The organism is Cyanobium sp. Morenito 9A2, assembly GCF_024345575.1.
GTDB lineage: Bacteria > Cyanobacteriota > Cyanobacteriia > PCC-6307 > Cyanobiaceae > ATX-6F1.
In genome coordinates, this window is the sequence record NZ_JAGQBJ010000001.1 from 154,121 (window position 1) to 180,001 (window position 25,881).

Annotated in this window: 23 protein-coding genes and 1 tRNA gene; 12 read left to right on the forward strand and 12 right to left on the reverse strand. The window is 68.7% G+C overall.

Annotated features, from left to right (window positions below):
* The first annotated feature begins 58 nt into the window (after window positions 1-58).
* Window positions 59-1,075: a lytic transglycosylase domain-containing protein gene (locus KBY88_RS00810; RefSeq protein ID WP_396102254.1), complete on the forward strand. Its 1,017-nt coding sequence runs from the start codon at window positions 59-61 to the stop codon at window positions 1,073-1,075.
* 28 nt (window positions 1,076-1,103) lie between these two features.
* Here KBY88_RS00810 and KBY88_RS00815 read toward each other — a convergent pair whose 3' ends face one another.
* Both KBY88_RS00815 and KBY88_RS00820 read right to left on the reverse strand, forming a co-directional pair.
* Window positions 1,104-1,640: a hypothetical protein gene (locus KBY88_RS00815; RefSeq protein WP_254937994.1), complete on the reverse strand. Its 537-nt coding sequence runs from the start codon at window positions 1,638-1,640 to the stop codon at window positions 1,104-1,106.
* A 7-nt stretch (window positions 1,641-1,647) separates the two neighbouring features.
* The gene (locus KBY88_RS00820; RefSeq protein WP_254937995.1) at window positions 1,648-3,738 is read right to left on the reverse strand and encodes an HDIG domain-containing metalloprotein; all 2,091 of its coding nucleotides are present in this window, start codon (window positions 3,736-3,738) and stop codon (window positions 1,648-1,650) included.
* Window positions 3,739-3,818: 80 nt separating this feature from the next.
* Between KBY88_RS00820 and folD the strand changes: the two genes are divergently transcribed.
* From folD to KBY88_RS00840, 4 genes are read left to right on the forward strand one after another with little or no spacing between them, the layout of a single operon-like run.
* Entirely contained in the window at window positions 3,819-4,727 is a 909-nt protein-coding gene (folD, locus tag KBY88_RS00825; RefSeq protein ID WP_254937996.1) for a bifunctional methylenetetrahydrofolate dehydrogenase/methenyltetrahydrofolate cyclohydrolase FolD, read from the forward strand.
* A gap of 51 nt (window positions 4,728-4,778) precedes the next feature.
* Window positions 4,779-5,681 (forward strand): geranylgeranyl diphosphate synthase CrtE, encoded by a 903-nt coding sequence (gene crtE, locus KBY88_RS00830; RefSeq protein WP_254937997.1) that lies wholly within the window; start codon window positions 4,779-4,781, stop codon window positions 5,679-5,681.
* The gene (locus KBY88_RS00835; RefSeq protein ID WP_254937998.1) at window positions 5,678-6,211 is read left to right on the forward strand and encodes a divergent PAP2 family protein; all 534 of its coding nucleotides are present in this window, start codon (window positions 5,678-5,680) and stop codon (window positions 6,209-6,211) included. The genes crtE and KBY88_RS00835 overlap by 4 nt, the downstream gene beginning before the upstream one ends.
* Window positions 6,193-7,674, forward strand: coding sequence for an ATP-dependent DNA helicase (locus KBY88_RS00840; protein WP_254937999.1), 1,482 nt, complete (start codon window positions 6,193-6,195; stop codon window positions 7,672-7,674). Before KBY88_RS00835 ends, KBY88_RS00840 begins: the two co-directional genes overlap by 19 nt.
* Here the strand turns inward: KBY88_RS00840 and KBY88_RS00845 are convergent.
* Complete coding sequence (locus KBY88_RS00845) at window positions 7,671-8,357, reverse strand: GAP family protein (RefSeq protein WP_254938000.1); 687 nt, start codon at window positions 8,355-8,357, stop codon at window positions 7,671-7,673. The two genes, KBY88_RS00840 and KBY88_RS00845, sit on opposite strands and share 4 nt — an antisense overlap.
* A 41-nt stretch (window positions 8,358-8,398) precedes the next feature.
* On the opposite strand from KBY88_RS00845, the gene KBY88_RS00850 reads away from it, so the two are divergent.
* A complete protein-coding gene (locus KBY88_RS00850; RefSeq protein ID WP_254938001.1) occupies window positions 8,399-9,106 on the forward strand; it encodes a Coq4 family protein in 708 nt (235 codons plus the stop codon).
* Here the strand turns inward: KBY88_RS00850 and KBY88_RS00855 are convergent.
* The 4 genes from KBY88_RS00855 to KBY88_RS00870 all read right to left on the reverse strand — a co-directional run bounded on the left by KBY88_RS00855 (window position 9,061) and on the right by KBY88_RS00870 (window position 14,880).
* Window positions 9,061-10,566 carry a cobyrinic acid a,c-diamide synthase CobB gene (locus KBY88_RS00855; RefSeq protein ID WP_254938002.1) on the reverse strand — a complete coding sequence of 502 codons (1,506 nt, stop codon included), beginning with the start codon at window positions 10,564-10,566 and terminating at the stop codon, window positions 9,061-9,063. The two genes, KBY88_RS00850 and KBY88_RS00855, sit on opposite strands and share 46 nt — an antisense overlap.
* Window positions 10,567-10,586: 20 nt before the next feature.
* Complete coding sequence (locus KBY88_RS00860; RefSeq protein ID WP_254938003.1) at window positions 10,587-11,897, reverse strand: glucose-6-phosphate dehydrogenase assembly protein OpcA; 1,311 nt, start codon at window positions 11,895-11,897, stop codon at window positions 10,587-10,589.
* Between the two features lie 76 nt (window positions 11,898-11,973).
* On the reverse strand, window positions 11,974-13,497 hold the full coding sequence (zwf, locus tag KBY88_RS00865; protein ID WP_254938004.1) for a glucose-6-phosphate dehydrogenase: 1,524 nt from the start codon (window positions 13,495-13,497) through the stop codon (window positions 11,974-11,976).
* Window positions 13,498-13,701: 204 nt separating this feature from the next.
* Complete coding sequence (locus KBY88_RS00870; RefSeq protein ID WP_254938005.1) at window positions 13,702-14,880, reverse strand: rod-capping linker protein CpcD domain-containing protein; 1,179 nt, start codon at window positions 14,878-14,880, stop codon at window positions 13,702-13,704.
* A 269-nt stretch (window positions 14,881-15,149) separates the two neighbouring features.
* On the opposite strand from KBY88_RS00870, the gene KBY88_RS00875 reads away from it, so the two are divergent.
* On the forward strand, window positions 15,150-15,617 hold the full coding sequence (locus KBY88_RS00875; RefSeq protein WP_254938483.1) for an SRPBCC family protein: 468 nt from the start codon (window positions 15,150-15,152) through the stop codon (window positions 15,615-15,617).
* Between the two features lie 143 nt (window positions 15,618-15,760).
* On the opposite strand, the gene KBY88_RS00880 is transcribed toward KBY88_RS00875, so the two are convergent.
* Window positions 15,761-15,833 (reverse strand) — tRNA-Glu (locus tag KBY88_RS00880).
* Window positions 15,834-15,879: 46 nt separating this feature from the next.
* A complete protein-coding gene (locus KBY88_RS00885; protein ID WP_254938006.1) occupies window positions 15,880-17,109 on the reverse strand; it encodes a histidine kinase in 1,230 nt (409 codons plus the stop codon).
* 100 nt (window positions 17,110-17,209) lie between these two features.
* Between KBY88_RS00885 and KBY88_RS00890 the strand changes: the two genes are divergently transcribed.
* From KBY88_RS00890 to pepN, 4 genes are all read left to right on the forward strand, one after another.
* Complete coding sequence (locus tag KBY88_RS00890; RefSeq protein WP_254938007.1) at window positions 17,210-17,746, forward strand: hypothetical protein; 537 nt, start codon at window positions 17,210-17,212, stop codon at window positions 17,744-17,746.
* 95 nt (window positions 17,747-17,841) lie between these two features.
* Window positions 17,842-18,276, forward strand: coding sequence for a DUF8650 domain-containing protein (locus KBY88_RS00895; RefSeq protein WP_254938008.1), 435 nt, complete (start codon window positions 17,842-17,844; stop codon window positions 18,274-18,276).
* Between the two features lie 175 nt (window positions 18,277-18,451).
* On the forward strand, window positions 18,452-19,069 hold the full coding sequence (locus KBY88_RS00900) for a hypothetical protein (protein WP_254938009.1): 618 nt from the start codon (window positions 18,452-18,454) through the stop codon (window positions 19,067-19,069).
* A gap of 73 nt (window positions 19,070-19,142) precedes the next feature.
* Complete coding sequence (pepN, locus tag KBY88_RS00905) at window positions 19,143-21,869, forward strand: aminopeptidase N (RefSeq protein ID WP_254938010.1); 2,727 nt, start codon at window positions 19,143-19,145, stop codon at window positions 21,867-21,869.
* Here the strand turns inward: pepN and KBY88_RS00910 are convergent.
* Window positions 21,850-23,085 carry a glycoside hydrolase family 10-like protein gene (locus KBY88_RS00910; protein WP_396102263.1) on the reverse strand — a complete coding sequence of 412 codons (1,236 nt, stop codon included), beginning with the start codon at window positions 23,083-23,085 and terminating at the stop codon, window positions 21,850-21,852. The genes pepN and KBY88_RS00910 overlap by 20 nt on opposite strands.
* Window positions 23,086-23,151: 66 nt before the next feature.
* A complete protein-coding gene (locus KBY88_RS00915; RefSeq protein ID WP_254938011.1) occupies window positions 23,152-24,147 on the reverse strand; it encodes a ribose-phosphate pyrophosphokinase in 996 nt (331 codons plus the stop codon).
* A gap of 67 nt (window positions 24,148-24,214) precedes the next feature.
* Between KBY88_RS00915 and KBY88_RS00920 the strand changes: the two genes are divergently transcribed.
* Window positions 24,215-24,835, forward strand: a complete 621-nt coding sequence (locus KBY88_RS00920) for a hypothetical protein (RefSeq protein ID WP_254938012.1) — start codon at window positions 24,215-24,217, stop codon at window positions 24,833-24,835.
* Here KBY88_RS00920 and KBY88_RS00925 read toward each other — a convergent pair.
* On the reverse strand, window positions 24,790-25,650 hold the full coding sequence (locus KBY88_RS00925; protein WP_254938013.1) for an LCP family protein: 861 nt from the start codon (window positions 25,648-25,650) through the stop codon (window positions 24,790-24,792). The two genes, KBY88_RS00920 and KBY88_RS00925, sit on opposite strands and share 46 nt — an antisense overlap.
* Window positions 25,651-25,881 lie beyond the last annotated feature (231 nt).

Below are 25,881 nucleotides of genomic sequence, written 5' to 3' on the forward strand. Positions count from 1 at the left end.
GGCGCCCAGGGGAGGGCGGAGCGGATAGGTTCAATCCAGCAACGGTTCCAGGAGTCCAGTGCGTCGGTTTTCCCCCCTCCCCTGGCTGCTGGGCGTCAGCGGCGGCGCGCTCCTGCTGGCGCTGGCGCTCCTGCTGCGCCCTGCGCAGGGCCCCAGTGACCGGGCCGTGGCGGCAGAGCCAGCGGCCCGGGCGACCACGGCCGTCCCGGCAGCGCTTGGGCTGGCCACGGCCCCGCAGGAGAGCCCCGCCCCCTTGAGCCGTGCCTACCCCCAGCCGCCCACCGAGCCCAGAGCCCTGGCCGCCCGGTTCAGCCAGGTGGAAGAGGCCCTGCGTTCCTCCGCCACGCCACCCGTCGACCTGCCGGCCCTGGGACACCAGGAGCAGGTGATCATCCGCCTGCTGGCCCGCCGGCCGGAGTTGGCGGTGGCGGTGCGGCGGGAGCTGCCCCAGCGCTGGTGGACCGCGCTTGACCTGCACCTGGCCGCCCGGCGGGAGTTTCTGGCCATGCAGCGGGGGCGGCCGGGTTCCACCACCGTGCCGGCCTGGCGGATCATCCCGCCCGAACCGGCCGAGGCCCTGCTCGGCTACTACCGCAAGGCCCAGGCGGCCACGGGCATCCCCTGGGAGGTGCTGGCGGCGATCAACCTGGTGGAAACCGGCATGGGCCGCATCGATGGGGTGTCGGTGGCCGATGCCCATGGCCCGATGCAGTTCCTGCCCACCACCTGGGCGGAGCGCGGCATCGGCCAAGGCGACATCCGCGACCCCCATGACGCCATCCAGGCCGCCGCCCGTTATTTGGTGCGACGCGGTGGCCTCAAGGACATCCGCAAGGGTCTCTGGGGTTACAACAACAGCGACCACTACGTGCGCGGCGTACTCGCCTACGCCACCTTGCTCAAACAGGATCCAGCCGCCTTCAACGGCCTCTACAACTGGGAGATCCACATCATCTCCAACGCCGGCGACCTCTGGCTGCCGGTGGGCTACGCGCAGCGCCAGCGCCTGCCCGTTCAGGCCTATCTCAAGCAGGCACCCGGAAGCGCTCCGCCCCCTGCTCAACCCCCCAGCTGATCGGGGGGTTGAGCAGGCCGATCGCCGTTCAGGGGCGCGGTTGCCGCCATTCCTCGATCATCGTCACGTGCCGGTAGACGCCGTCCTCGTAGAGCTGGGTGGTGCGCACCCGGTGGTCGTCCGACACCAGGGTGATGATCTCGTTGTAGTGGGTGCGCACCCCGCGCAGGCTGCGGCTGCCGCTGTAGACGAGCACGTGGTCGCTGATCGCCCAGGCGATGCCCGAAAAGGCCGTCGCCCGCTCCCCCGCCAGGGTGACCACCTCATCGGTGAGCGGAAACACCAGTCTTGAGTCGATGAACTGGCCGTGGTAGCAGGCCACGATCTGCTGGGGCGTGTCGATGCGCACGGTGTTGGTCTGCACGTAGCGGTCGTCCTCGATCGCGATCTCCACCCGCACCCGATCGGTGTCGATGCAGTGGCCCGCTGTGTCGATGCGGCGGGCGGTGCCCTCCCAAAGCGCGCAGTGGCGGCGAAAGACGAGCGGAACCCCCCAGCGATCGAGACTGATCGGCGGGATCGCCTCGAAACAGGGCAGGAACGGACCTGGGGAGGAAGGTGTCATCGCGGGCTCAGGCGCTGAAGGCCTTCTTGGCGGGAATGGGGTAGGGAATACGCCGGTGGCGCATGCGCTTCCAGACCCCTACAAAGGATCGAATCAGAATCTCCAACTCACCGCGGCTGAGGCCGCTGGCGGCCAGCTGTCCGTCATTCTGGCGGGCATCGACGATGCGGCGCACCATCTCGCCGGCCTGGAGCTCGGAGGTGTCCGGGGGGAGGGAGCGCAGGGCTGCCTCGCAGCCATCGGCGAGCATCAAGATGCCCGTCTCACGGCTGCGGGGGGTGGGCCCGCGGTAGCGGAAACGGCTCTCATCGAAGTCGGGGTCCCGCTCCCTGGCCTGGTGCAGGAAGTAGCCCATCTTCAAGGTGCCCTGGTGTTCGGGGATGAAGTCCGCCAGGGGTCGGGGCAGGTGGTAGCGCCGGGCCAGCTTCAGCCCCTCATCGACATGGGCCTGGAGAATGGCGGCGCTGGCGTAGGGGTCGTCGAGGGCCTCGTGGGGGTTGAGGCCATCGGCCTGGTTCTCGATGAACCACTGGGGGGCGTGCATCTTGCCCACGTCGTGATAGAGCGCGCCGGTGCGAATCAGGTCCACATCGGCGTGGATCGCCCGCGCCCCCTCCTCCGCCAGCCCGCAGATCATCAAGGTGTGCTCGAAGGTGCCGGGGGCCTCACACGACAACCGCCGCAGCAGCGGCAGCTCATGGTCGGCCAGTTCCAGGAGGCGCGCCCGGGTCAACAACCCGAAGAAACTCTCCACCAGGGGAGCCACCAGCAGACCGGCCATCAACAGCCCCCCCACCAGCACCGCCTCACCCAGCAGCTCCGACACACTGTTGGGCACCCCCAGGTTGCGGCCGGTGAGCACGGTGCTCTGGAGCAGCAGCCACTCCAGGATCAGGGCTCCTCCCGGCAGCAGCACCGCCAATTGCAGCAGCTGCGCCCGGCTGCGCTGGCGGCCGGCCAGGATCGCGGCCGCGGCCGCCACCACGGCGGCGATCAGCAGCCGTGTTTCGCTCAGACCCCCGTAGGGCACTGGCCAGAGCAGGCTGGCGGCCGCCAGCCACGCCAACCCCGAGGCCGTGCCCAGACCCTGGGCCACCAGCAGGGTGGGCGCCACCAACACCACCAGAGGGTTCACGGCCACCCCCAGCCAGAGCTTGAGCGCCTGCACCACCAGCAGCATCGCCAGGGCCAACAGGGCCTGACGCGGCTCAAGACTCGCCCGCCAGCGCCGGATCATCAGAACCATCACGGCACTGACCGCAAGGGCTTCGGTGAAGTGGGCGAGCCAGGCGCGCAGCAGCGGCCGACGGTTCACCAGACCGAAGTAATCGAGCACATCGAACGACTGGGAGCTGATGGGCTCCCCCCGGCGCGTGATCTGATCCCCCTTCTTCACATGGATCAGCGGCAGACCCTGCTGGGTGAGGGCCTCCTCGATCAGCTGCTGGCTCAGGGCGGCATCGATGCGCAGGTTGGAGGCGCCCTGCAGGGTGTTGGCCAGGAGCTTGGCGCCAAGGCCTCGGGCCGGTTCCCCCAGGGGCGCCAGTTGCAGCAGGGCTGCCTGCTCCAACTGGCGACGGGCGAGGCTGGCCACCACCCCCTGGCTCAGCATGCGTTCGGTGGCTCCGTGCAGCGCCTGCTCCCAGCGGCGCCGATCTGCGGCAGGCAGAGCATTGAGCCAGAGCTGCTCCTGGGGGGTGAGCTCGATCGGGGCGAGCCTGCCTTCAGTGGCGGGAGCCAGGCGTTCGAGCTCCTTGAGCTGCCGCTCAAGCCGTTGCTGCAAGGCGAGGGACTGCCCGCGGTCCACCACTTGAACGTGGGTGCGGCTGCCGAGCTGGGCACGGCGCTGATCGAGCGCCTCACTGTCCACCACCGTGGCGGACTTGGGGGCCCAGTTGTTCGATGGGGCGATCATGCCGGGCCGCAGATTGGGCGCCACCAGCCAGGGCCAGCTGGAGAGCACGGCCACCAGAGCGCAGACCAAAGCAACGGCCGCCAGGTCCTGGTGCCGCCAGCTGGCCAGGGCCTGGCGGGGGGTTTCCTGCCGCAGGAGCTGGCGCCAGAGCTGGTGGAGGCGACCCAAGCGGAGCACGGGCACGGCCGGAGAAGGATCAAAGCTAGCCCTGGCGGCTGGCCTCGCGTTCCATGCTGGGGATCAACGCCCCTTCCCTCCCGCCCATGGCCGTGCGTCTCGATGGTCGCCAACTGGCGACGGCACTGGAAGAACGGCTGAAAACGACGATCGCCGCAGGTCTGGAGCAGGCCGGGCGGCCCCCCGGTCTGGCGGTGCTGCGGGTGGGGGACGACCCCGCCAGCGGTGTCTATGTGGCCCACAAGGAGAAGGCCTGCGCACGGGTGGGCATCACCAGCCAGGGCGCCCATCTGGCCTCGGGCACGCCAGCGGCGGAGGTGGCGGCGGTGATCGCCCGGCTCAACGCCGATCCAAGCGTGGACGGCATCCTGCTGCAGCTGCCCCTGCCGAAGGGTCTGGAGGAAGGTCCCCTGTTGGGCTTGATCGATCCGGAAAAGGACGCGGACGGTCTGCACACGCTCAACCTGGGGCGTCTGGCCAAGGGGGAGAACGGACCCCGCAGCTGCACCCCGGCTGGGGTGATGGCGCTGTTGCGAGAGGCTGGGATCCCGCTCGCCGGTGCCCGCGCGGTGGTGGTGGGCCGCAGCCTCCTGGTGGGGCAGCCCATGGCCCTGATGCTCCAGGCGGCCGACGCCACCGTGAGCATCGCCCACTCGCGCACACGGGATCTGGCCGAGCTCACGCGGCAGGCGGACGTGCTGGTGGTGGCGGCTGGCAGGCCCTTGCTGATCGGCGCCGAGCACGTGAAACCCGGCGCGGTGGTGGTGGATGTGGGCATCCACCGGCTGCCCCCTGATCCTGCGGCGGGGCCCGGTGCCAGGGGCCGGCTCTGCGGCGATGTGCGCTATGGGGAGGTGGAACCCTTTGCCGCGGCCATCACCCCGGTGCCCGGTGGCGTTGGCCCGATGACCGTGACGATGTTGCTGGTGAACACGGTGGTGGCCTGGGGCCGCCGCCACGGACTTGACAATCCGTTGGCGGATCTGGTGCCCTGAGGACTGAGTGCCGCCCCGCCTGAGAGAATCCGCCCCAGCGCGCAGGGACCCATGACCGTGGCGGTGAGCACGAGCTTCGAATTCGCCGCCTACCTGGAGGCCGCCCGCCTGCGCGTCGAAGCGGCCCTCGACGTCTCCCTCGGCCCGGAACGGCCTGAATCGCTGCGGGAGGCGATGCGTTATTCACTGCTGGCGGGCGGCAAGCGCCTGCGGCCCATCCTGTGCCTGGCGGCCTGCGAACTGGCCGGTGGTGACAGCGACCTGGCCCTGCCCACGGCGGTGGGCCTGGAGATGGTCCACACCATGTCGTTGATCCATGACGACCTGCCGGCCATGGACAACGACGACCTGCGCCGGGGCAGGCTCACCAACCACAAGGTGTTCGGCGAAGCCAACGCGATCCTGGCCGGCGATGCCCTGCTCACGCGGGCCTTCGAGATGGTGGCCCTGCGCAGCCCGGGGGTCCCCGCCGAGCGGCTGCTGGCGGTGGTGGGCGAGCTGTCGCTCGCCTCCGGCGCTCCGGGGCTGGTGGGGGGCCAGGTGGTGGATCTGGAGAGCGAGGGCAAGCAGGTGGATCTGGAGACCCTCGAATACATCCACCTGCACAAAACCGGCGCCCTGCTGCAGGCCTGCGTGCTCAGCGGCGCCCTGATCGCCGGCGCCTCCGAGGAGCTGCTCACGGCCCTGCGCCGCTACGCTCGCGGCATTGGCCTGGCCTTCCAGATCATCGACGACATCCTGGATGTGACTGCCAGCAGCGAGGTGCTCGGCAAAACCGCCGGCAAGGATCTGACCGCCGACAAGACCACTTATCCCAAGTTGCTCGGCCTGGAGGAATCCCGTCAGCGGGCCGAGGCGCTGGTTGAGGAAGCCAAAACCGCCCTGGAGCCCTGGCTGGAACGTGCGCACCCCCTGCTCGCCCTGGCCGATTACATCACGAGCCGCGATCGATGATCGCCCTGCTCGACAACGGCGTGCTGGTCTGGGCGCTCATCGCCTGCGGCCTGGCCCAGCTCTCCAAGTTGCTGATTGAGCTGGTGATGCACCGGCGCTGGAGGCCAGCGGTGCTGATCGAAACCGGCGGCATGCCCTCGAGTCATGCGGCCCTGATCACCGGCGCCGCCGCCGGCATCGGCTGGGAGCTGGGCTGGGGCGATCCCCTCTTCGCCCTGGCGTCCACCCTCGCCTTCATCGTGCTCTACGACGCCAGCGGCGTGCGCCGGGCCGCCGGGCAGATCGCCGCCCGCGTCAACGATCTGCCCGATGGTCTTTGGGAGGTTCGGCCCGTGGGCGGCCTGGACCCCCTGGAGCGGGCGAACCCACCCGAGCCGATCTTCAAGCCCCTCAAGGAAAACCTGGGCCACACACGTTTTGAAGTGCTCGCGGGCAGCCTGCTGGGCCCGGCGATCGCCCTCACGGGACTGGCCCTGGTGGGCACCCCCCTGCGGATCGCCCAGGGGTTGGGTTGGCTGCCCCTGGCCTGAACTCCGGCGGGGGCGTTCTCCCTCTGGGCCCCCTGACCAGCGGCCAGCGGGCGGCGGCGGAGGCTTTCGCCCTCTGGTTGGCTGCCCCGGCCGATGGCTCGCCCTTCGTGCTCAGTGGCGCCGCCGGCACCGGCAAGACCTTCCTCTCGATCGCCTTTCTGGCCCAGGCGGAGGCCGCCGGGCTCTGCTGGACCGTGGTCGCGCCCACCCACAAGGCCGTCGGAGTGGTGAAGGAGCAGCTGGAGCGGGCCGGCCTGCGACCCACCTGGTTCCCGTCGACGATCCACCGGCTGTTGCGGCTCAAGCTCAAGCGCGAACGGGACCGGGAGCGCTGCGAGGAGACCGAGCAGACCGCCGGGGCCCTGGAGCACCTGGGGCTGGTGCTGGTTGATGAGGCCTCGATGGTGGACAGCTCGCTGCTGGAGATCACCCTGCGCTGCGCCCACCCCTTCCAGACCAAGCTGGTGTTCGTGGGCGATCCAGCCCAGTTGCCCCCCGTGGGGGAGGCCAGCAGCCCCGTGTTCGCTCTCAGCCGCCGGGCCGGCTGCGAGTTGCAGGAAGTGGTGCGTCACCAGGGGCCGGTGCTGCGGCTGGCCGACGGCCTGCGCCGGGGGCAGCTGCCCTGCCAGCTGCCCCCGTTGGGGCCGGCGCTGCTCCGCCCCGAAGGTCTGGTGGCCGTGCTCAGCAAGGGTGACTGGCTCCAGGCGGCCCAGGCGGCCCTGCGGGTTGGCGCCGACCTGGACGAACCGGATCACGCCAGGATACTTTGCTACACCAATCGCTCGCTGGAGGCGCTTGTGCCCCTGGCGCGGCGCGCCATCCACGGGGAGATGGCCGACCAGCTGCCGGTGCTGCCCGGGGAGGTGCTGATCACGCGCTCGGCGGTGATGGCCCCCGCCTGCCGCGAGGGAGCGGAGGGGGGCGAGGAACCGGATCTGGTGCTGGGCTCCAACCGGGAGCTGGTGGTGCGGGATGTGACCCCTGAGCGCTGCGACCTGGCCGAGTTCGGGGTGGGGCGTGATCTGGGCCTCGATGGGGGGGCGCCCGTGATCGAGACGCTCGTGGTCCAGGTGGAGTCGGGAGAAACCCAGCTGGGTCTGAGGCTCCTGCCCCCCCTGGGCAGCTGGGCCCGGGCCCAGCTGGAGGCGGTGCTGAACCGCCTGCGCAGCCAGGCGCGGGAGGCGGGCCCACAGGACGGGAGGGGCCTGTGGCGCCGTTTCTTTCTGGTGCGCGATGCCTTCGCCTCCCTGGGTCCGGCGGCTGTGCTCACCGTGCACCGCAGCCAGGGCAGCAGCTTTGGGGAGGTGTTCGTGGAGCGTGATGTGTTCTGGCCCGCCGATCCGGTGCTGCGCCGCCAGCTCGTCTACGTGGCCGTCAGCCGTGCCCGCCGGGGGGTGACGTTGATGGGGGCCAGCGGGTCGCCGGCGGAGCGGGAGCGCTGGCAGCGCTGGCTGGAGGACTAGCTCAGCCGCAAGCCCTCGATCCCCTGCCAGCCCAGGTAGCCCGCCAGCACCAGGCTCAGGCCCCCCACCACCAGATCGCCGCGGGCATAGAGCGTGTCCTTGGCCCGCTGCAACAGCGGCAGCACGCCGTCCCGCCCCACCACCACCAGGGCCAGGGGCAACAGCAGCAACAGGCTGGCCGAGAAGGTGAACACCCCCGTGGCCAACCACTCCTGGCCGCGGCTCAGACCCGCCGCCAGCAGGCTGCCGGCGGCCTTGGCCGCCAAAAACAGATCATCGGGACTGACCACTTCGATGGCGGCCGCCGCCCCGATCAGCAGCGGCAGGGGTAGGCCCACCAGCCGGTCAAGGGTGCGCGTCCAGCCCGGCGGCCCATCGCCCTCCTCACGGCGATGCAGCAGTTCGTTAAGCCCCAGGGCCAGCAGGGCACCGGCGGCCAGCAGGTCGAGGCCCGTGCGGTGATCCGTGCCCTTGTCCATGCTCAGCAGCAGCCCATGGCCGACGGTGAGCAGCGCGGCGGTGAGCAGGGCGATGGTCACGATCCAGCCCATCACGAACCATCCCCCCCGCTGCAGGGGCCTGGGGCCCAGCAGCAGCAGCAGCAGCAGACCGATGTGAATCGGGCTGAAGCTGATGCCGGCGCCGTAGACGAACAGTTCGCCCCAGAGCTTCGGATCGATCATGGGGGGATGCTTCAGTGCCCCTATTCCAACCCAACGCCCCCATGGCCCGGCTGAAGGAAGTGCTCAGGGCCGCCCGCAGCGCCCAGATCCTCGGGGCGATCAGCCGCAGTGGCGGCGCCCTCGACAGCATCGCCGACCTGGTCGACAACTTTCTCGACAGCGAGGCGATGGCGCTCAGCGTCGAGCGCTTTCGCCTCCTGCCAGGAGGCGCTGAACTGCTGGCGGAGCGACCGGTGCCGGTGGTGCCCAACCTGGATGTCCTGCTGGAGTTGCCCGCCGGCAGCCTGGGGCACACCTACGCCCTGGTGATCAAGGCCCTGGGTTATGACCCGGATTTCGCCCGGCCCAGGCCGGTCGACAGCGAAGCCGGCTGGCTCACCCAGCGCATCGCTACCACCCACGATGTACACCATGTGATCAGTGGCTTCGGGCCCCTCGGGGAGGGGGAAAACGGCGTGCTGGCGATCACCGCCACCCAGATCGGTTACCCCGCTTTCGTGGTGCTCAACATCGCCGCCGGCTTCGCCAGCGTCCGCTTCCACCCCGAACGCCTGGAGCTGGTGAACCACGCGATCGCCCGGGGCTCGGCCATGGGCCTGAGCGCCGCGCCCCTGTGCGCCCAGCGCTGGGAGGAGGGCTGGGATCGCCCCGTGCACGCATGGCGCCGTCAACTGGGAGTCAGTGATCCGGTGATTACCGAGAGCTACAGCCTCGCCCACCGCCTTCCGGAGCTGGGCATCGACTGCTGAGCGCGGGCGGCGGCTGCCAGCCGGGCGGGAAGCGCCGGGCAGCCGGCCCAGTGGAGGTGCAGCCAACTGGCGTGCAGCCGGGGCGTGCCCCAACCCTCGAGGCGGCGGGGGGAGCCCCAGCCCTCCAGTTCCCAGAGGGGCTTCAGGGCCGTTTCCCCCGCTCCAGCCTGCCCCCCCGGCGCAGCCAGCGGAGCGCCCCCGGCGTCCCGCAACTCCCAACGGTGAAACTCGTGGCCGCGGAGGCGTTCGCCGCGCCGCACCAGGAGACCATCGCCGCGAGCGCTGGCCTCGCGGTAGCCCAGATCGAGGGGCCCCCGGCGGGCCCTGAAGGGCAGCACCCCGGCCATGGCGTGGCCGGCTCCCACTGGATCCTCCAGGTGGGAGCCCAGCAGCAGCAGGCCACCGCATTCGGCATAGATCGGCAGCCCAGCAGCGGCGGCGGCCCTGAGCGCTCCCAGGCTGCGGCGGCAGGCGGCGAGCTCGGCGGCGTGCAGCTCCGGATAGCCCCCGGGCAGGATCAAGGCCTGGGTGCCGCTGGGCAGGGGCTCATCCGCCAGGGGGCTCCAGAGCCGCACCTGGAGCCCCACCGCCTCCAGCAACTCAAGCGCCTCCGGGTAACGGAAGTGGAAGGCCCCGTCACTGGCCATCGCCACCGGCACCGGCGCGCGCCCATGGGGCGCTTCAGGGGCTGGATCTGTGGCAGAGGCCGCCTGCGACTCCAAATCGTGACGCCCCGGTTGCAGGCACCAGCGAATGGGATCGACCGTGCCGGCGGCCGGGGGCGGCGGTGCCTCCAGCAGGGGCCAGAGCCGCTCCAGATCCAGGTGCTGTTCCGCGAGGGCGGCCCAGCCCTCCAGGCGTTCGTCCAGATCCAAGAGCTCGTGGGCGGGCAGCAGCCCCAGGTGGCGTGAGGGCAGGCAGAGGGATTCGTGGCGGGGCAGCACCCCCAGCAGGGGGACGGCGATGGAAGCGAGCGCTTCCGCCAGCAGTGCCTGGTGCCGCGGGGTGCTGACCCCGTTGAGGACCACCCCCGCCATGGCCACGGCCGGGTCGTGGTCACGGAAGCCGCGCACCAGCGCCGCCACCGAACCCGCCTGGCGGCTGGCCTCCACCACCAGCACCACGGGCAGCTGCAGCTGCACGGCCACGGCGGCGGAGCTGCCGGCGCTGCTGGGGCCGCGGCCATCGAACAGCCCCATCACCCCCTCCACCAGGGCCAGCTCGGCCTGGCTGCCATAGCCCTCGAAGCATCGGTGCACCCAGGCCTCGCCGCAGAGCAGGGGGTCAAGGTTGCGGCAGCTGCGGCCACTCACCCGGGCGAGCAGCTGGGGGTCCAGGAAGTCAGGGCCCACCTTGAAGGTCTGAATCGATTGGCCACGGCGGCGGGCCAGGGCCGCCAGGGCCAGGCTGAGGAGGGTCTTGCCGCTACCGCTGGTGGGAGCCGCGATCAGACAGGCCATGGCCGCGGCTCAGCAAGCCCTCACTGCGGCAGCAGCTTGGCAGCCAGAGGCGCCGCCGCCGCCAGCAGCGGGTTGGTGGTGTCGTGGCCGCCCCCGAGCAACCGCGCCATCTCCATCTCCTCGCTCTCGTTCGGCAGGGGCACCAGCTCCTCCACCAGCTGCATCGTCGCCACCCCGCCGGACTCCAGGCGCATGCACCCCCCCGATTCGGAGCAGAGGATCACGCACAGGGGCGGCTGGCCTTCAGGGGCGCAGATCAAACGCAGTCCCACCAGGGCTCCGGGATGGGCCTTGGGCGCCCCCACCGGCACGGGCATCATCCGCAGCTGCACGCTGTCGCCATCGGTGCGCTGGAACTCGGCGCCGACACCATCGCCCTCCGGGTTCCCCGTGGGGATCAAGTAGCTGCTCTGGAAATGCCAGCCGAGCCGGTCGGCGATCCAGGCCGCCAGCAGCAGCCCCTTGACCGGGTGGTTGCCCTCCACGTCGATGTCCAGTTGGACCACCCGGCTGAGCGCCCCCTGACGGCTCGGGGGATCGAACACCATCGCCAGGGATTCCCGCCAGCTGCGCAGCCGTAGCCAGTTGAGATCGTTGACCGACTGGCCGGTCTCGATCCGCTCCACCAACAGATCGAGGCAGCGGCGGGGGGTTCCGATCGAACTGTCCACCACCAGGCGCCGGGGGGGGGTGGCCAACCCCTCCAGCAGCTCCGGCGATTCATCGAGGGAGCCGTTCCACCACACCCAGCAGGGCAGGTCGTCGGGGATCAGGGGCTGAAGCATGGCCAGCCCCTTGCCCACCGCCCCCATGCCGCCGCGCAGCACCAGCACATCGCCGCAGGCCTCACCTCGGCTGCCGTGTTGCTCTTCCGGCAGGGGGCAGTAGGCCGCCACCAGGGTCTCCAGAGGGGCATCGGCCGCCAGGGTGGGGGCCAGGGTGATCAGGCGCCGGGGCTGGTGGGCACTGATCGCACGGTCCACGAACTGCCCGCGCAGATCCTCCGTGGAGTGGTGGCCGGGCAGGGAGCCCAGGGCCCAGGTGAGTTCCGGGGCGGAGGGGGCGGTGAAGGGAGGCAGACCACACGCCCCCACGGCGGCCCGGGCGGCCTCCAGGACCTCGTCGCTGAGCAGGCCGCTGATCGGGCCATCCAGTCGCCCGATGCGAATCAGTTGCTGCTCCAGCCAGGAGGGTTCCCAGACCACCAGGGTGAAGGTGACGGCCCCTCCACCGGCCTCGGCCAGCTCCTTGCTCCAGAGGCTGTCGAGGTAGCTGGGCACATCCTGCGGCGGCAGTTCAAGCGGAGCCTGGAGGGTGAGCTGGGGGGCCATGGCGGAAGAAAGCGAAGGGCGGCAGAGCCGGTCGGGCGGGATCAGGGGCTAGGGGCTGGTGCTCAGGCGCCCGTCCCTAGGGGCGACGCCACATCAGGCCGTCGTCGGCGAGCAGGTTGTCGGCGGCGCCGGGCCCCCAGGTGCCGGCCTCATAGGTGTGGATCGGCAGCAGGGCCGGGTTGTCCTCGATCAGCTCCAGCAGTGGGGTGTAGAGGCGCCAGGCCGCCTCCACCTCATCGCCGCGGGTGAACAGGGTGGGATCCCCCAGCATCGCGTCCGCCAACAGGCGCACATAGCCCTCATCGGAGGGCTCCCCAAAGGATTCGTCGTAGGAAAACTGCATGTCGACCGGGCGGCTGCGCATGCCCGAACCCGGCGCCTTGACTTCGAAGAGGAACTCCGCCCCTTCATCGGGCTGAATGCGCAGGATCAACTGGTTGGCCGTCGGACTGCCTCCGGCGGCATCGAACAGGTGCACGGGTGCCTCGCGGAAGGTGAGGACCACTTCGCTCGTCCGTTTCGGCAGCCGCTTGCCCGTGCGCAGATAGAAGGGGACCCCCTGCCAGCGCCAGTTGTCGATGAAGAGCTTCATGGCCACATAGGTTTCCGTGGTGCTCTGGGGATTCACGCCCGGTTCCTCCCGGTACCCGACCACGGGGTTCACGGCGCTGCCGCCGCGGCCGTACTGGGCGCGCACGCAGCACTTCCAGGGTTCCTCCTCATTCGCCAGGCGGGCGGCCTGCAGCACCTTCGCTTTCTCGTTGCGGATCGCCTCGGGGTCAAAGCGTCCCGGGGCTTCCATGGTGGTGAGGGCGAGCATCTGGGTGAGGTGGTTCTGCACCATGTCCCGCAGGGCGCCGGAATCCTCGTAGTACCCGGCCCGCTCCTCCACCCCCACGGTTTCAGCCGCGGTGATCTGGACGTTGGCAATGAAATTGCGGTTCCAGATCGGCTCGAAGATCGTGTTAGCGAAGCGCAGCACCAGGATGTTCTGGACCGTTTCCTTGCCCAGGTAGTGGTCGATGCGGAAGACCTGGTTCTCCTGGCCGGCGGCCTGCACCACCCGGTTGAGTTGCTGGGCGCTGCCGTAGTCGCGGCCAAAGGGCTTTTCGATCACGACCCGGCTGCGGGTGGGGTCCTTGAGCAGGCCGGCGGCCGCCAGGGAGCGGCAACCGCTGCCGTAGAAGGCCGGCGACACCGAGAGATAAAAGGTGCGGTTGCCTCGGGTGGCGCGCTGGCGGTCGATGACCTCCAGGCGGGTGCCGAGCCGCACCACATCGGCCGGCTGCTCCAGATCGACCGGTTCGTAGAACAGGCAGCCTTCGAACTGGGCCCAGGCGCTCTGGTGCTGCTCAATCTCATCGGCGAGAGCCTCGGCCATGCGCCGACGGAACTCCTCATCGCTCCAGGGGCGCCGGGCACACCCGAGGATGGCGAACTCGCTGGGCAGCCGCCGCTGGCGGAACAGCTCGAAGAGCGCCGGGATCAGCTTGCGGTGGGTGAGGTCACCACTGGCCCCGAAGATCACAAGGCACTGGGGAGCGATCACGCGCTCCTGGCGCAGGCCGACCCGCAAGGGATTCGTGTGGCTGACGGTCATGGGCGCGGGATCGCTGGAAGCGTGCCCCTGGTTTAACCACGACAAGCCGGCTCACACCGCCGACCAGGGCCCAAATCCGCCTTTGTGTGGAATCCGCCAAACGCCAGCGCCGCCCTGGAGCCGACCGCCACCCTGCGGCGAGGCCGCCAAAGCCATGAAAAAGCCCGCCAAAGGCGGGCTGAAGCTGCCGAGCTCAGGACGACCTCAGTAGGTCTCCACGTGCCAGCGCTCGGCCTTTTTGAGCTGGGGACGCAACTCCGCCCAGTTGAGGCCCTTAGCCGCTGCCGCCGTGGTCATCGCCTCATCAATGCCGGGCTCCATGCCCCGCAGGCCGCACATGTAGACGTGGGTTCTGGGGTCTTCGATCCAGCCGAAGATCTCCTCGCCGTTCTCGGCCACCCGGTCCTGGATGTACATGCGACCACCGCCGGGGTTCTTCTGTTCACGGCTGATCGCTTTGGTGTAGCGGAAGTTCTCAGGGAATTCGGCCAGGTAACTCTGGAAATCGTCTTCGTAGAGCAGGTTGGCCGTGGTGGGAACGCCCATGATCAACCAGGCCTTGCCACGGAACTGGTAACCGGGGTTCTTGGACCGCTCGCCGGGATCAAACATGCGGCGCAGGTAGGCACGCATCGGGGCGATGCCTGTGCCGGTGGCCAGCATGATCACGTTGGCTTCTTCATCGGAGGGGAGAAGCATCTCCTTGCCCACAGGGCCGGTGATCCTGACCTTGGCGCCGGGTTCGATGTCGCACAGGAACGTGGAGCAGACACCGTTGATGGTTTCGCCGTCCTTCTCGTATTGAAGCTGGCGCACGCACAGAGAGACAGTCTTGTCCTCAAGGTTGTCCCCGTGGCGGGTGCTGGCGATGGAATAAAGACGCAGCTTGTGGGGCTTGCCCTTGGCATCCTCACCATCGGGAATGATGCCGATGCTCTGACCTTCCACATAGTGGAGGTTGCCTTCGGAGAGGTCAAAGGTGATGTGGTTGACCCGGCCGATCGCCCCATCGACCAGCAGGGAATGGTTCCCCAGCACCGTGCCCACGTAGGGATCCTTGGGCTTGTAGAGGTTGACGGGAACGACTTCGTGGTCGGGGGGAGTACTCACGGGGGCGGGATTCGAGGGGGCAGGGCTCGTCGTCGTGGCGGTCCCTGAAGATTCCTCCGGGGACGCCACGCCAACGGGGGAGTCACCAGCGGCACTGACCGAGAGAATCTGGCCTCCCAGCCGGGCGATGGATTGAACCAACGTCTGCAGCCGGCTGAAGGGCACCTTGATGGGGCGATCGGCCTGGCGCTGGCTACCGGCGCCGTAACCGCGCACCACCACCGTGAACATGCGGGGATCTCCCAGGCTGGGGGAGGCGGTCGTAACGCGCATGGAGGTGGAGCCTCAGGATGGTTGGGGGCGATCATAGGGAACACCTCCCCACTGGAGTTTCACGGGCTCACCCAGGGTCAACCGGATGCGCAGAGGCGCACTTTTTCGACCCATCAGGGCTAGGTTGGCCGCTTGAACTCGCCCGCCCCGCAGAACCCCACTTGGCGCAGCTTCCGATTTTGTTCTAGCGCGATGTGAACTCACTCCCTGACACGCCGCTTCAGCAGATCGACAGCGACATTTGCCCCCTGGACACCATCCAGCAGGAAATGGAGCGGCTGCCCCAGGGCACCAGGCGGCTGGCCGTCCTGCTGCGCCTGAGCCTCGATCCCGAGCTGCTCTGGTCAGTGCTCACGGACTACAACAACCTCAGCCGCTTCATCCCCAACCTGGCCTCCAGCCGCCAGTTGTGGCGTAAGGGCGCCGTGGTGGCCCTCGAGCAGGTGGGGTCGCAGCAGTTCTGTGGCCTCAGCTTCAGTGCCCGGGTGGAGCTCGAACTCACCGAGGAACCAAGCAGCGGACGCCTGTGTTTCCGTATGACCTGCGGCGATTTCAGGCGTTTTGAAGGCATCTGGCGGATCGATCGCGATGCTTCCGCCACCCGCCTTTTCTACGAATTGACGGTGCAGGGGCGACCTGGAATGCCGATTGGCATCATTGAAAAACGGCTTCGGGACGACCTGGCCGCCAATCTGCGCGCCGTGCAGCAGGAGGCCCTTCGCAGGGCGAATCCATGAAGGCTCAGTTCCGTAAGCTCCAGGGAACAGCTCGTGACGTAAAAGCAGTGGATTAACAATCTCTCGATTCAGAGGTTCATTCAACGCCTGAATGAATTGTGAATCATTTTACCTTTAGACGTGAATCAAGGCGTCTGAATGAATACCCCCAAGGGGATTCGAACCCCTGTCGCCTCCGTGAAAGGGAGGTGTCCTAGGCCTCTAGACGATGGGGGCGAGGCCACGAACCGCACAAATGGGAGTGCGCTCCGATGGATGGAAACTACGGGGCCGAGAGGCCCTTCGTCAAGGCGGGGTCTTCCCTGTCGCCCCTGGCTGGGCCCGCCCCACCGGGGCCGGGCTCAGCCACGCTCCCCTGGCCGCTCCAGACCGGCACGGTGAAGTGGAAACAGGCCCCTTGACCGACTTCAGAGACCACCCAGATGCGGCCACCATGGACCTCGGTGATGCGCCGGCACACCGACAGACCGACCCCGTAACCCGGCGTCGTGCTGGAGGTCTGGGGCAGGCGCACCCGGTCCAGGAAGATCCGCTGCTGCTCCTCCCTGGGTACCCCTGGACCGCTGTCACAGAGGCTCACCTGCAGCCAGGGCCCACGGGCCTGACCCATGGAGAGCCGCACCCGACCACCCTCGGGCGTGAACTTGAAGGCGTTCTCAAGCAGGTTCAGCAGCACCTGTCGCATGCGTCGCTGGTCGGCGTAGATGTCGGGCAGTTCGAGGGGGATGTCGGTGATCAATTCCAGATCCCGCCCCAGCCAATGTTTGTCGAGCTCGAGGATGGCTTCGGCCGCCACAGGGCCCAGGGCCAGACGCTGGGGGTTGAACAGCGCCTCCCAGCGTGTGGTGCCCACCTCCAGCAGATCCTTGGAGAGCACCTCGATGTCCGTCAGGCGCCGGGCCAGCAAGTCATGGAAGCGCTCGCTGCTGATCTGGCCCAGGTTCAGGCTCTGAAGCGCAAGCTTGGCAACGGTGAGCGGAGTGCGCAGTTCGTGGGCGACCATGCGCAACTGGCGGTCCTGCACATGCAGGCGCTCGATCAGGGTTTCGTTCTCCTGACGCAGCACGAGCAGCTGATCTTCGAGCTGGAGTTCCCGTTTGCTGCGGCTGCCATCCAACTCGGCTGGCCGCAGGCTCATGCCCAGGCCGCTCACCACCTCCCGTTGCTGCCAACGGGGCAACCAGCCCCGCACCTGCTGCAGCAAGGTGTTGCCGGCGAACACCTGGCGGGGGCTGGGCTCCAGTTTCACCACGGCCGGGGTGGCCACGAGGCGGTATTGCTCAAGCAGCTCCGGGCGCTTGGCGGGATGGGCAATGTCGAGATCGACCTCGAAGCCGCAGTCCTCGTTTTCGAGCAGGTTGAGCAGGCCGCGCACATCGGGGGTGGCCAGATGCTGGGGCGCGGCCACCAGCAGCAGCTTCAGGACCTGTCGCTGGGGTGGCCGCGGCTCACGCAGCGTTGAAATGGCGTCGGGATCCCCCGCTGCAGGCACGTGGGCGCAGGTGGAATGTGAAGACCACCCTATGGGTTCTCAGATGCTTGGCCATCGGTGGCTATGACCACTGTGACCAACGTCGGCTCGAGGGCCTCCCATGACCCTTTCCGTCGATGGGACGGGACCGCCCCGTTTTCAGCTCGACAACGGCCTGCGCCGTTGGTTCGAGCGCAACCTCGGGCTCTGGCGATCACGGCGCCTCTATTTCTTTGCCGACGAGGCGCCGCTGCAGCTGGACATGCTGCTGCGGGTGGAGCGCTTCGCCGAGGCGAACGAAGGGGAGGCGCGCTATCGCATGAGCTGGTGGACCGAGCAGGGCTACGACTTCTTCACCCACAAGCCCGACATGCCCCGAGCGGGAAGCATGGAGGCCTCCCTCTGCGGGCATCAGCTGCAGCGGACGAGCAGTTTCTTGGCGAACACCCCGGTCTGCACCAGGATCCGGCAGGTGGATGAGCACCAGCTCAGCTTCGCGACCCACCAGGGGGAGCTGAGTGTTCTTGAGCACATCCGGCTGGTGGACCAGGACCGCTTCCGCGCGCGATCGATCTACACATGGCGCCAGGGGGATCTTGAGGTCAGTGAAATGCACCACGAGATCCGACTGGAAGCGGCGGGAGTCCCGCTGCTCTGATCCGTCCCCACCAAAGAACGACCAGCGTGGCGTCCCAGGGCACGGACAACGGGGAGGCGGTGGTTCACCATGGCTGTGATTTGCGTCTGTCGAGCTTGCGCACCTTCTTCCGCTGGAGCTGCCCCCTGCTGGTGGCGCCGCTGCTGCTTCTCCCCATCGTCCTGCTGCCCACCTCTGCCCTGGCGGCGCCGGCGACGGACGCTGACATGACCCTTTATTCCCGTCTGGCGTCCATCAATGTCTGCATCGCCCGGGCAGGAGGTGTCGAATTCGACAAGGCCGTGGCGATCGCCGGTGAAACCATCGCCCAGGTGCTCATGGGCCAGCACGGTGGAGTGATCCAGCAGGTAGGGGCCAAGCCCCTGTCCATCGACGAGCTGCGCAAGGGCTCCACCAACTCCGCCGTGATCGGCGCCGTGGAGATCTGTCCCAAGGAGGTTCCTGCTGATGTCGTCAAAAAGGTTCAGGACGTGATCAAGCAGCAATCCGGTGGCAAGGCGCCTGGCGCCGCGCCTGCCCCAGCCAAGTAGCTCCCCAGCCCGAAGGGGTTCCCCCGCAGGGCCCCTGAGCGACCGTGGGGGAGCCTGGTCATGGGCCAGTCTCATCTTGACGCAACTGTCACATGTGCCAGTTGCTGTTGGGTCAGATCGGTCGGGTTGTCTAGGTGCATCCCCCCCCGGGGATGTCCATCCGCCCCCCGATCCCATGAGCAACCTTCAACGCTCCAAAGGCGTGATCCTTCTCGCCGGCGGCCTGGCCGGCGCGGCCCTGCTAGTCCCCGCCGCGGCCCTTGCCCAGAGCCGTCCGGTGATCGTCGAACGCACAACCACCACGGTGCAGTACCGGGAGGATGGCTTCGGGGGCTATCGCCAGCCCACTTACCTGCCGGCCCCGGTTCGCCAGGTCTACGCGGCCCCCTTGGGCGCCAGAACCTATGGCGAGGTCTATCGCCCCACCTACCAGGCCAGCTATCAACCCGTCTACGGCCAACCCGTCTACGGGCAGCCCCGCTACCTGCCTCAGGGCTACGTCCAGCCTGGCTACCGCCAGGTCTACAGCCAGCCCACCTACGGCCAATCCAGCTACGGGCCCCAGGGCTACGGGGGACCGGCCGTAGCCAACGGCCCCCTGACGGTGGCCGATGCCCAACAGCTGCAGCAGAGCTGCCAGATCGGGCGCCTGGTGGGAGGACTGGTGGGCGGCGGTCTGGGCTACGCGGCCTCCCGTCAGGACGGCCGCGCCTGGGCAGTCCCCCTCGGCGCCCTCCTGGGCACCCAGGTGGGCTGCAACACAGCCGTTGGCAAGGGTCCCACTCTCTGGTGAGCCCGGCCGGGTGGCCGATCGGCAGGGGGGAGGTCGGAGCGGCAGGATCGAAGCACCGCTGTTCCGCTTCCCCATGTCTGTCGTGCGGCTCGCTGACTACCGCCCGGCCCCGATCCACATCGAGCGCACTGACCTGAGCGTGCGGATCTTTGCCGATCACACCCTGGTGGAGACGCAGCTCCAGATCACCCCCTTGGCGGCGGAACCCCTCCAGTTGCAGGGCGTGGAGCTGGAACTCCTGGAACTCTCCATCGACGGCCTCGCCCTGGGGGAGGGGGCCTACCGGCTGGGGGCCGAGGGCCTCACCATCCTTGAGCCCCCCGGCGAGCCTTTTCTGCTGCGCTCACTGGTGCGGATTCACCCGGAGACCAACACCACCCTTGAAGGGCTCTATGTGAGCGGCGGGATGGTCACCAGCCAGTGCGAGGCCGTTGGCTTCCGCCGCATCACCTTCCACCCTGACCGCCCCGATCTGCTCAGCCGCTTCCGGGTGCGCATCGAGGCGGAGCGCGAGAGCTACCCAGTGCTGCTCTCCAACGGAAATCCCCTGGGGAGTGGTGCCCTTCCCCCTGATCCACTCACGGGGGTGGAGCGCCACTACGCCGTCTGGGACGACCCCTTCCCCAAGCCCTCCTATTTGTTTGCCCTGGTGGCGGGCCAGTTGGAGGAAGTGGGCGGCCCCTTCACCACAGCGAGTGGCCGGCCGGTGCAGTTGCGCTTGCACGTGGAGCCCGGTGATGCCCCCTTCACCGCCCACGCCCTGGACTCGCTGCGGCGTGCGATGGAATGGGATGAGCGTGTCTATGGGCTCGAATACGACCTCGATCAGTACAACATCGTCGCCGTACGCCACTTCAACATGGGGGCGATGGAGAACAAGAGCCTCAACATCTTCAACTCCAAGTTGGTGCTTGCCGATGCTGCCACTGCCACCGATGGCGAACTGGAGCGGATCGAAAGTGTGATCGCCCACGAATACTTCCACAACTGGACCGGCAACCGCATCACCTGCCGAGACTGGTTTCAGCTTTCGCTCAAGGAAGGTCTCACCGTTTTCCGTGATCAAACCTTCACGGCGGATCTGCATGCCGATGCGCTCAAGCGCATCGAGGATGTGTCCATGCTGCGCAACACCCAATTCCGGGAAGACGCGGGGCCCACGGCCCACCCGGTGCAGCCCGATCACTACCAGGCAATCGATAACTTCTACACCACCACGATCTACGAAAAGGGATCTGAAGTGATTCGAATGCTGCACACATTGCTGGGGAAGAGCACCTTCCACCGCGGCATCGATCTCTACGTGAAGCGCCACGACGGCACCGCCGCCACCTGCGACGACTTCGTGCAGGCCCTGGAGGATGCGGCCCTCGAAGCCGCCTCCAGCGCGGCCAACAGTCCAGCGGCCTTCGCCTTCGCCCAGTTCCGCCTCTGGTACCACCAGGCGGGGACCCCCGTCCTCCGGCTGGAACGCCACTGGGAGCCGAGCAGCGGCACCCTCTCGCTCACGGCGCGCCAGCACACCCCGCCCACCCCCGGTCAGGTTGACAAGCAGCCCCTGGTGCTGCCCCTGGTGCTGGGGCTGGTGGACCAGGCGGGCGAGTCACTGCCCGTGCGCATGGTTGGGGAAAGTGAGCAGGAGGCCGCAGCCCATGTCCTCGAACCCCGCTGGGGGCAACAGAGCCGGCTCCTGGTGGTGGATCAGGCCGAGCAGCGCTTCGTGGTCACGGGATTGGAGCCCCAGCCCCTCCCCCCAGCACTCTCGCTGCTGCGTCGGTTCTCAGCCCCGGTGCGGCTGGAGATCGAGCGTTCCAGCGAAGAACTGCTGCACCTGCTGGCCCACGACAGCGAGCCGGTGGCCCGCTGGGACGCGGGTCAGGTGCTGCTGCGGCAGGCCCTGCTCGCACGCGCCTCCAGCAGCCCCGACGAAGCCCTTGAATCGGGCCTGGTGGCCGGTTTCGAGCGGATCCTGCGGGATGGCCGCCTGTCGGAGGCCAACCGCAGCGTGTTGCTGGCCCTGCCGGGCTTACCCGAACTGGAAGCTGAGGCCACCGAACCGGACCCGCCGGCTCTGTTTGCCGCCCAGCTGGCCCTGCAGCGGCGTTTCGGCAGCGAGCTGGCGGTCCCCCTCCAGCAGGCCCTTGAGCGCACGGCGCCCCAATGGGGCCTGCCCTGGCCTGCTGGCGCCGGAGACCGAATGCTCACGGGCACGGCCTGGAGCTGGCGCGCGGCCTGCGGCGATGGGGCGGTGATCGCCGCCGCCGCCGCTGCGGTGGAGGGCCCTTCGATGACCCTGGCCCGCGCCGGCCTGCGTGCCCTGCAGCCCCTGACCCATCCCGCCCGGGAGGCCGCTCTGGCGGCCTTCTACGAACGCTGGAATGACAAGCCCGTGATCCTCGATGCCTGGTTCGCCCTAGAGGCCTCGGCCCCGCTTGCCGATGGCCTGGAGCGGGTCCAACGGCTGCTGGAGCATCCCCGTTTCGACCCGGCCGCCCCCAATTCCGTCCGTGCGGTGCTGGGGGGCCTGGCCGGCAACCCGCCGGTGTTCCATGCCGCTGATGGCAGCGGCTACCGCTTCATGGCCGAGCGCATCGCCGAACTCGACCGGCGCAACCCGATCACCGCCTCTCGCCTCGCCAAGGTGTTCAGCCGCTGGCAGAGCTATGGGGCCTCCCGCGGCGAGGCCCAGCGGGCCGCCCTGGAGCAACTGAATGCCGCACGCCTCTCCACCAACACCCGCGAGGTGGTGGAGCAGTGCCTCGGCACTCCGGGCTCGGCACTCAGCGCCTCCCTGGCCTGAGATTGCCGCGGCTGGGGAAGGGATCTGGAAAGAGGCTGCCATGCAACTGGCGGAAGGCCTGCTGACGTGCCGGGCCGCCCTCTGGACCGGCGTACTGGCCCCAGAGCCCTTCCCAATAGAAATAAATGACACCGTGGCCCCGCTGGGCCGCCAGCCGCACCTTTTCTGTCAGCACCGGCATCGGGGTGGTACGGCCGCCGAAACCGGCCAGCAGACCGATCTCCACGGGAATCCCCCACTGGCGTGCCTTAACCAGCGCAGGCTGGTCTAGGTCCTTGAGGAAGCCCTTGACCGAGTAGGCGTAGTTCTGGACCACCAGTTCATCGATCAACCCTCCGAGCGACCAGATCTCCCAGTCCTGGAGCCACTGGTTGTAGGCAAAGCGGAAGGGACCGGGCGAGAGGCTGATGCCGGCCCCCCCCTGGCGGTTCTTGAGTTCGCTGCGCAGCTCCCGCAACAGACTCGTGAGCTGATGGCGGCGCCAGGTCATCCAGTGGCGGTTGGTGAAATCCCCGGGTGGCTGGCGGCCTGTGTCCTTCGTATACGAAGCCCGAGTGAAGGGGTCGTAGCCCAGCTCCACCGGCCAGGCGAAGTGGTCATCGAGCTGGATTGCATCGACGCCGCAGCGGCGCACGATCTCGCTGATCAGGCCGATGAACCGCTGGCGCACGCCGGGATGGGCGGGATTGAGCCAGACCCGCAGATCCTTCATGGGCGAGCTGCGCATGTTGGCCCCGTGCATGGCGTAGGTGGTGGTGCCATCGCTGCGCTGCAGCACCCACTCCGGGTGCTGGATCACCACCTCGGCGTCGGCCGGCTCCATCAGGCCGTACTCGAACCAGGGGATCACCTTCAGGCCCCTGCGATGGGCGGCACGGGTGAGGCGGCAGATCGGATCAAGGTTGGGGGCGCTCTGCTTCAGGACCGGTTCCATCGGCGCCCAGCGGCTGCGATGGAAGGTGGCGCCGCGGCTCCAGACGTTGGGATAAAGGGTGGTGAAGCCAGCAGCGGCGAGCTCATCCACAGCCCGATCAAGCCGTTGGCCGTCGTAATAAAGGGGACTGGGGCTGTTGGTGAGCCAGACCCCGACGCTGCGGCTGGCCGCCTGCGCCGATGGACCCAGGCCCACGGCCTGCAGGCCCGCCACCAGAACAGCACTGAGAGCGGCGGGCAGGGCCCGCTTCAGGCGCACGGGCCAAGGGAGCTGCGCTCTCAAGGGTGACGGTGGAGCAAAGGGAGCAGGTCAGCCTCTGGCTTGAAGCCGCTGGTCATCGTCGCGCGCTCATCGGAACATCGAGCTGACCGAGCTCTCCTCGTGGATGCGCCAGATCGCCTCCCCCAGCATGTTCGCCACCGAGAGCACCTGCAGTTGGGGGAAGCGCCGGTCGGGCTCCAGGGGAATGCTGTTGGTGACGATCACCTCCTCGAACAGCCCGGGCTCCGAGAGCAACTCACTCGCCGGCGGGGAGAACACCGGATGGGTGGCGCAGGCCAGCACCCGCTGGGCGCCCCGCTGCCGCAACAGCCTGGCCCCCTGGCAGATGGTGCCGCCGGTGTCGATCATGTCGTCGATCAGCACGGCGGTCTTTCCGGCCACATCACCGATCACCGTGAGGCTTTCGGCCACGTTGTGGCCGGAGCGGCGCTTGTCGATGATCGCCAGGGGCGCGTCGTTCATCTTCTTGGCGAAGGCCCGGGCCCGGGCCACCCCGCCCACATCCGGGGAAACGACCACCACCTCCCCCAGGTTGCGGCCAGCCAGGTAATCCACGAGCACCGGCGAGCCGTAGATGTGATCACAGGGGATGTCGAAGTACCCCTGGATCTGGGAGGAGTGCAGGTCCATGGCCAGCACCCGATCGACGCCGGATTTGACCAGCAGGTTGGCCACCAGCTTGGCCGTGATCGATTCGCGGCCGGCGGTCTTGCGGTCGGCGCGCGCGTAGCCGTAGTAGGGCACCACAGCGGTGATCTGGCGGGCGGAGGCACGGCGGCAGGCGTCCACCATGATCAGCAGCTCCATCAGATGGTCGTTCACCGGCGCGCAGGTGGGCTGGATCAGGAACACATCGCAGCCTCGGATCGACTCCTGGATCTGCAGGTAAAGCTCCCCGTCGGCGAAGCGCTTGATCACCCGCGGGCCATCGGGCACACCGAGGTAATTGGCGATCTCCCGCGCCAGGGCGGGATTGGAGGTGCCACTGAACAGCCGCAGCCGGCGGGTGTCGTGGGGTGCGCTCTCGTGTTCCACCCGTGCAGCGGTCAAGAAACTTGTCACGGCGGGCGTGAGCGCAGGGGCTGATTGCCGATGGTAGAAGCCATCCGGTCAGCGCGAAGATGCCCCCATGACCGTTTTGCCTCCGCCCCCCGCTCCGCCCCTCCGCCTGGTGCTGGCGAACGTGGTGGGGAGCGCTGGATGGGGCGACCCAGGCGAAACCAACGCTTCCAGCCGCCGGCCCTGGGTCGAGGCGGTGGCAGCGGAGCTGGCGGCACGGCTGGCGCTGACCTGTCTGGTCTTCCCCAGGGGCGACGACCCCGTGGCGCGCCTGGCGGCACTCCAGGCCCAGGACGGCCCCTGGCTCGCGCCCCTGCCCGATGATCCCGGGGCCTGGCTGGGGCCCGCGGGCCGCTGGGCGGAGTTGCTGGGGGCCTTCCGCCAACCCACTGTTCTGCTGGTGCCCGGCCCATGGGCCCAGCAGGGCCTGGCCGCCGCCAGCACCGCCCTGCTGGTGGGCGCGGGGGTGCCCCTGGTGGGGCTGATCCAGTGGGGGGCCACCTGGGATCCGGAGCGTCGCCGAGCCGAGGGTCTCCCCTGGCTGGGCTGGGTGGAGGCTCAGGAGGATGGCCGGCTGATCGATCCGGTCCTTGATCCCCTCCCGGACCTGGCCCGAGCCCTGCAAGCGCGTTGGCGAGCCCTTGATCAGTGGGGGGGCCAGAGCGGCAGCGCGGCGTCGGGGCTGAGCTGACGCAGGGGCTGCTGGGGCTGGGCCGGGGCCTCCAGGGGCAGGCTGGCGAAACGCATCGACTGGGGCTGCGCCAGGACACCCGCCAGCAGCGTGAGCGCCTCGGCCTCGCTGAGATTGGTCTCGACGCCACGGCGCAGCTTGCGAACCAGATCGGGAAGCCGGGCGAGCTGGCTGGGCTCGGTCACCTGTTGCTGCAGGCCGGTGATCACCTGCTGCTGGCGCTTCCGCCGGGCGGCCTCACCGCCAGCCTCTTCACGAAAACGCACCAACTGCTCCACCTGGGCACCATTGAGCAGCTGCAACCCGGCCTGCAGGTCAATCGTGTACTTCTGCGCCTTGTCGGCATACCGCATCGTGCGCTCCGGACTGAGTTCCAGGCTGCCCAGTCCATCCACCAATTGCCGCAAGGCCCCGCGGCTCAGCACCAGATAGCGCTCGGGCTGACCTTGATCGAGGCCCACCAGCTCAGAGACCACCGTGGCCGTCAGGGCCACACCCCCCTGCCGGTAGACCGCCCCCAGGGGGATTGCTGATCTCTGGCCCGGTAACTTCACCGCCAGCTCAGTGGGCAGACCCAGCACCTGCACCGGCCCCTTCGGATCGATGCGCACCAGCAGCAGGGCATCGCTGTTGGGTGCTCCAGGGGGGGCGGCGCCATTGCTGGTGGTGCCCAGACGGTCGGCGTCGCTGCCAATCACCAAGAGGGTGACTGGACGATCGGGCAAGGGGGCGAGGGTGGCTGACGCACCGGCCTGATCCCGTGCGGCCGGATCGGCGGCGGGCCAGAGCAGCCCCAGCGCGCTCGCTCCGATCACCAGAGCGCCGATCCCGACAGCCCACTGACCCACCAACCGCCAGCGGTTCCGGGGCCGCGGCGCCCTAGGGGCCTTGTTCCGGCGCGTTGTCCCGGCCTTCGGGGAGGCCCCGCCCGGGGCCGATGGGGATTCCCCATTGGGGACCATGGGCCTGGCGCAGTGAACGATTCCCCCACTTTGCTGCACCGGGTCGTCTGGGACTGTCCGGCCTTGAGGCTCCGGCTTATAAGT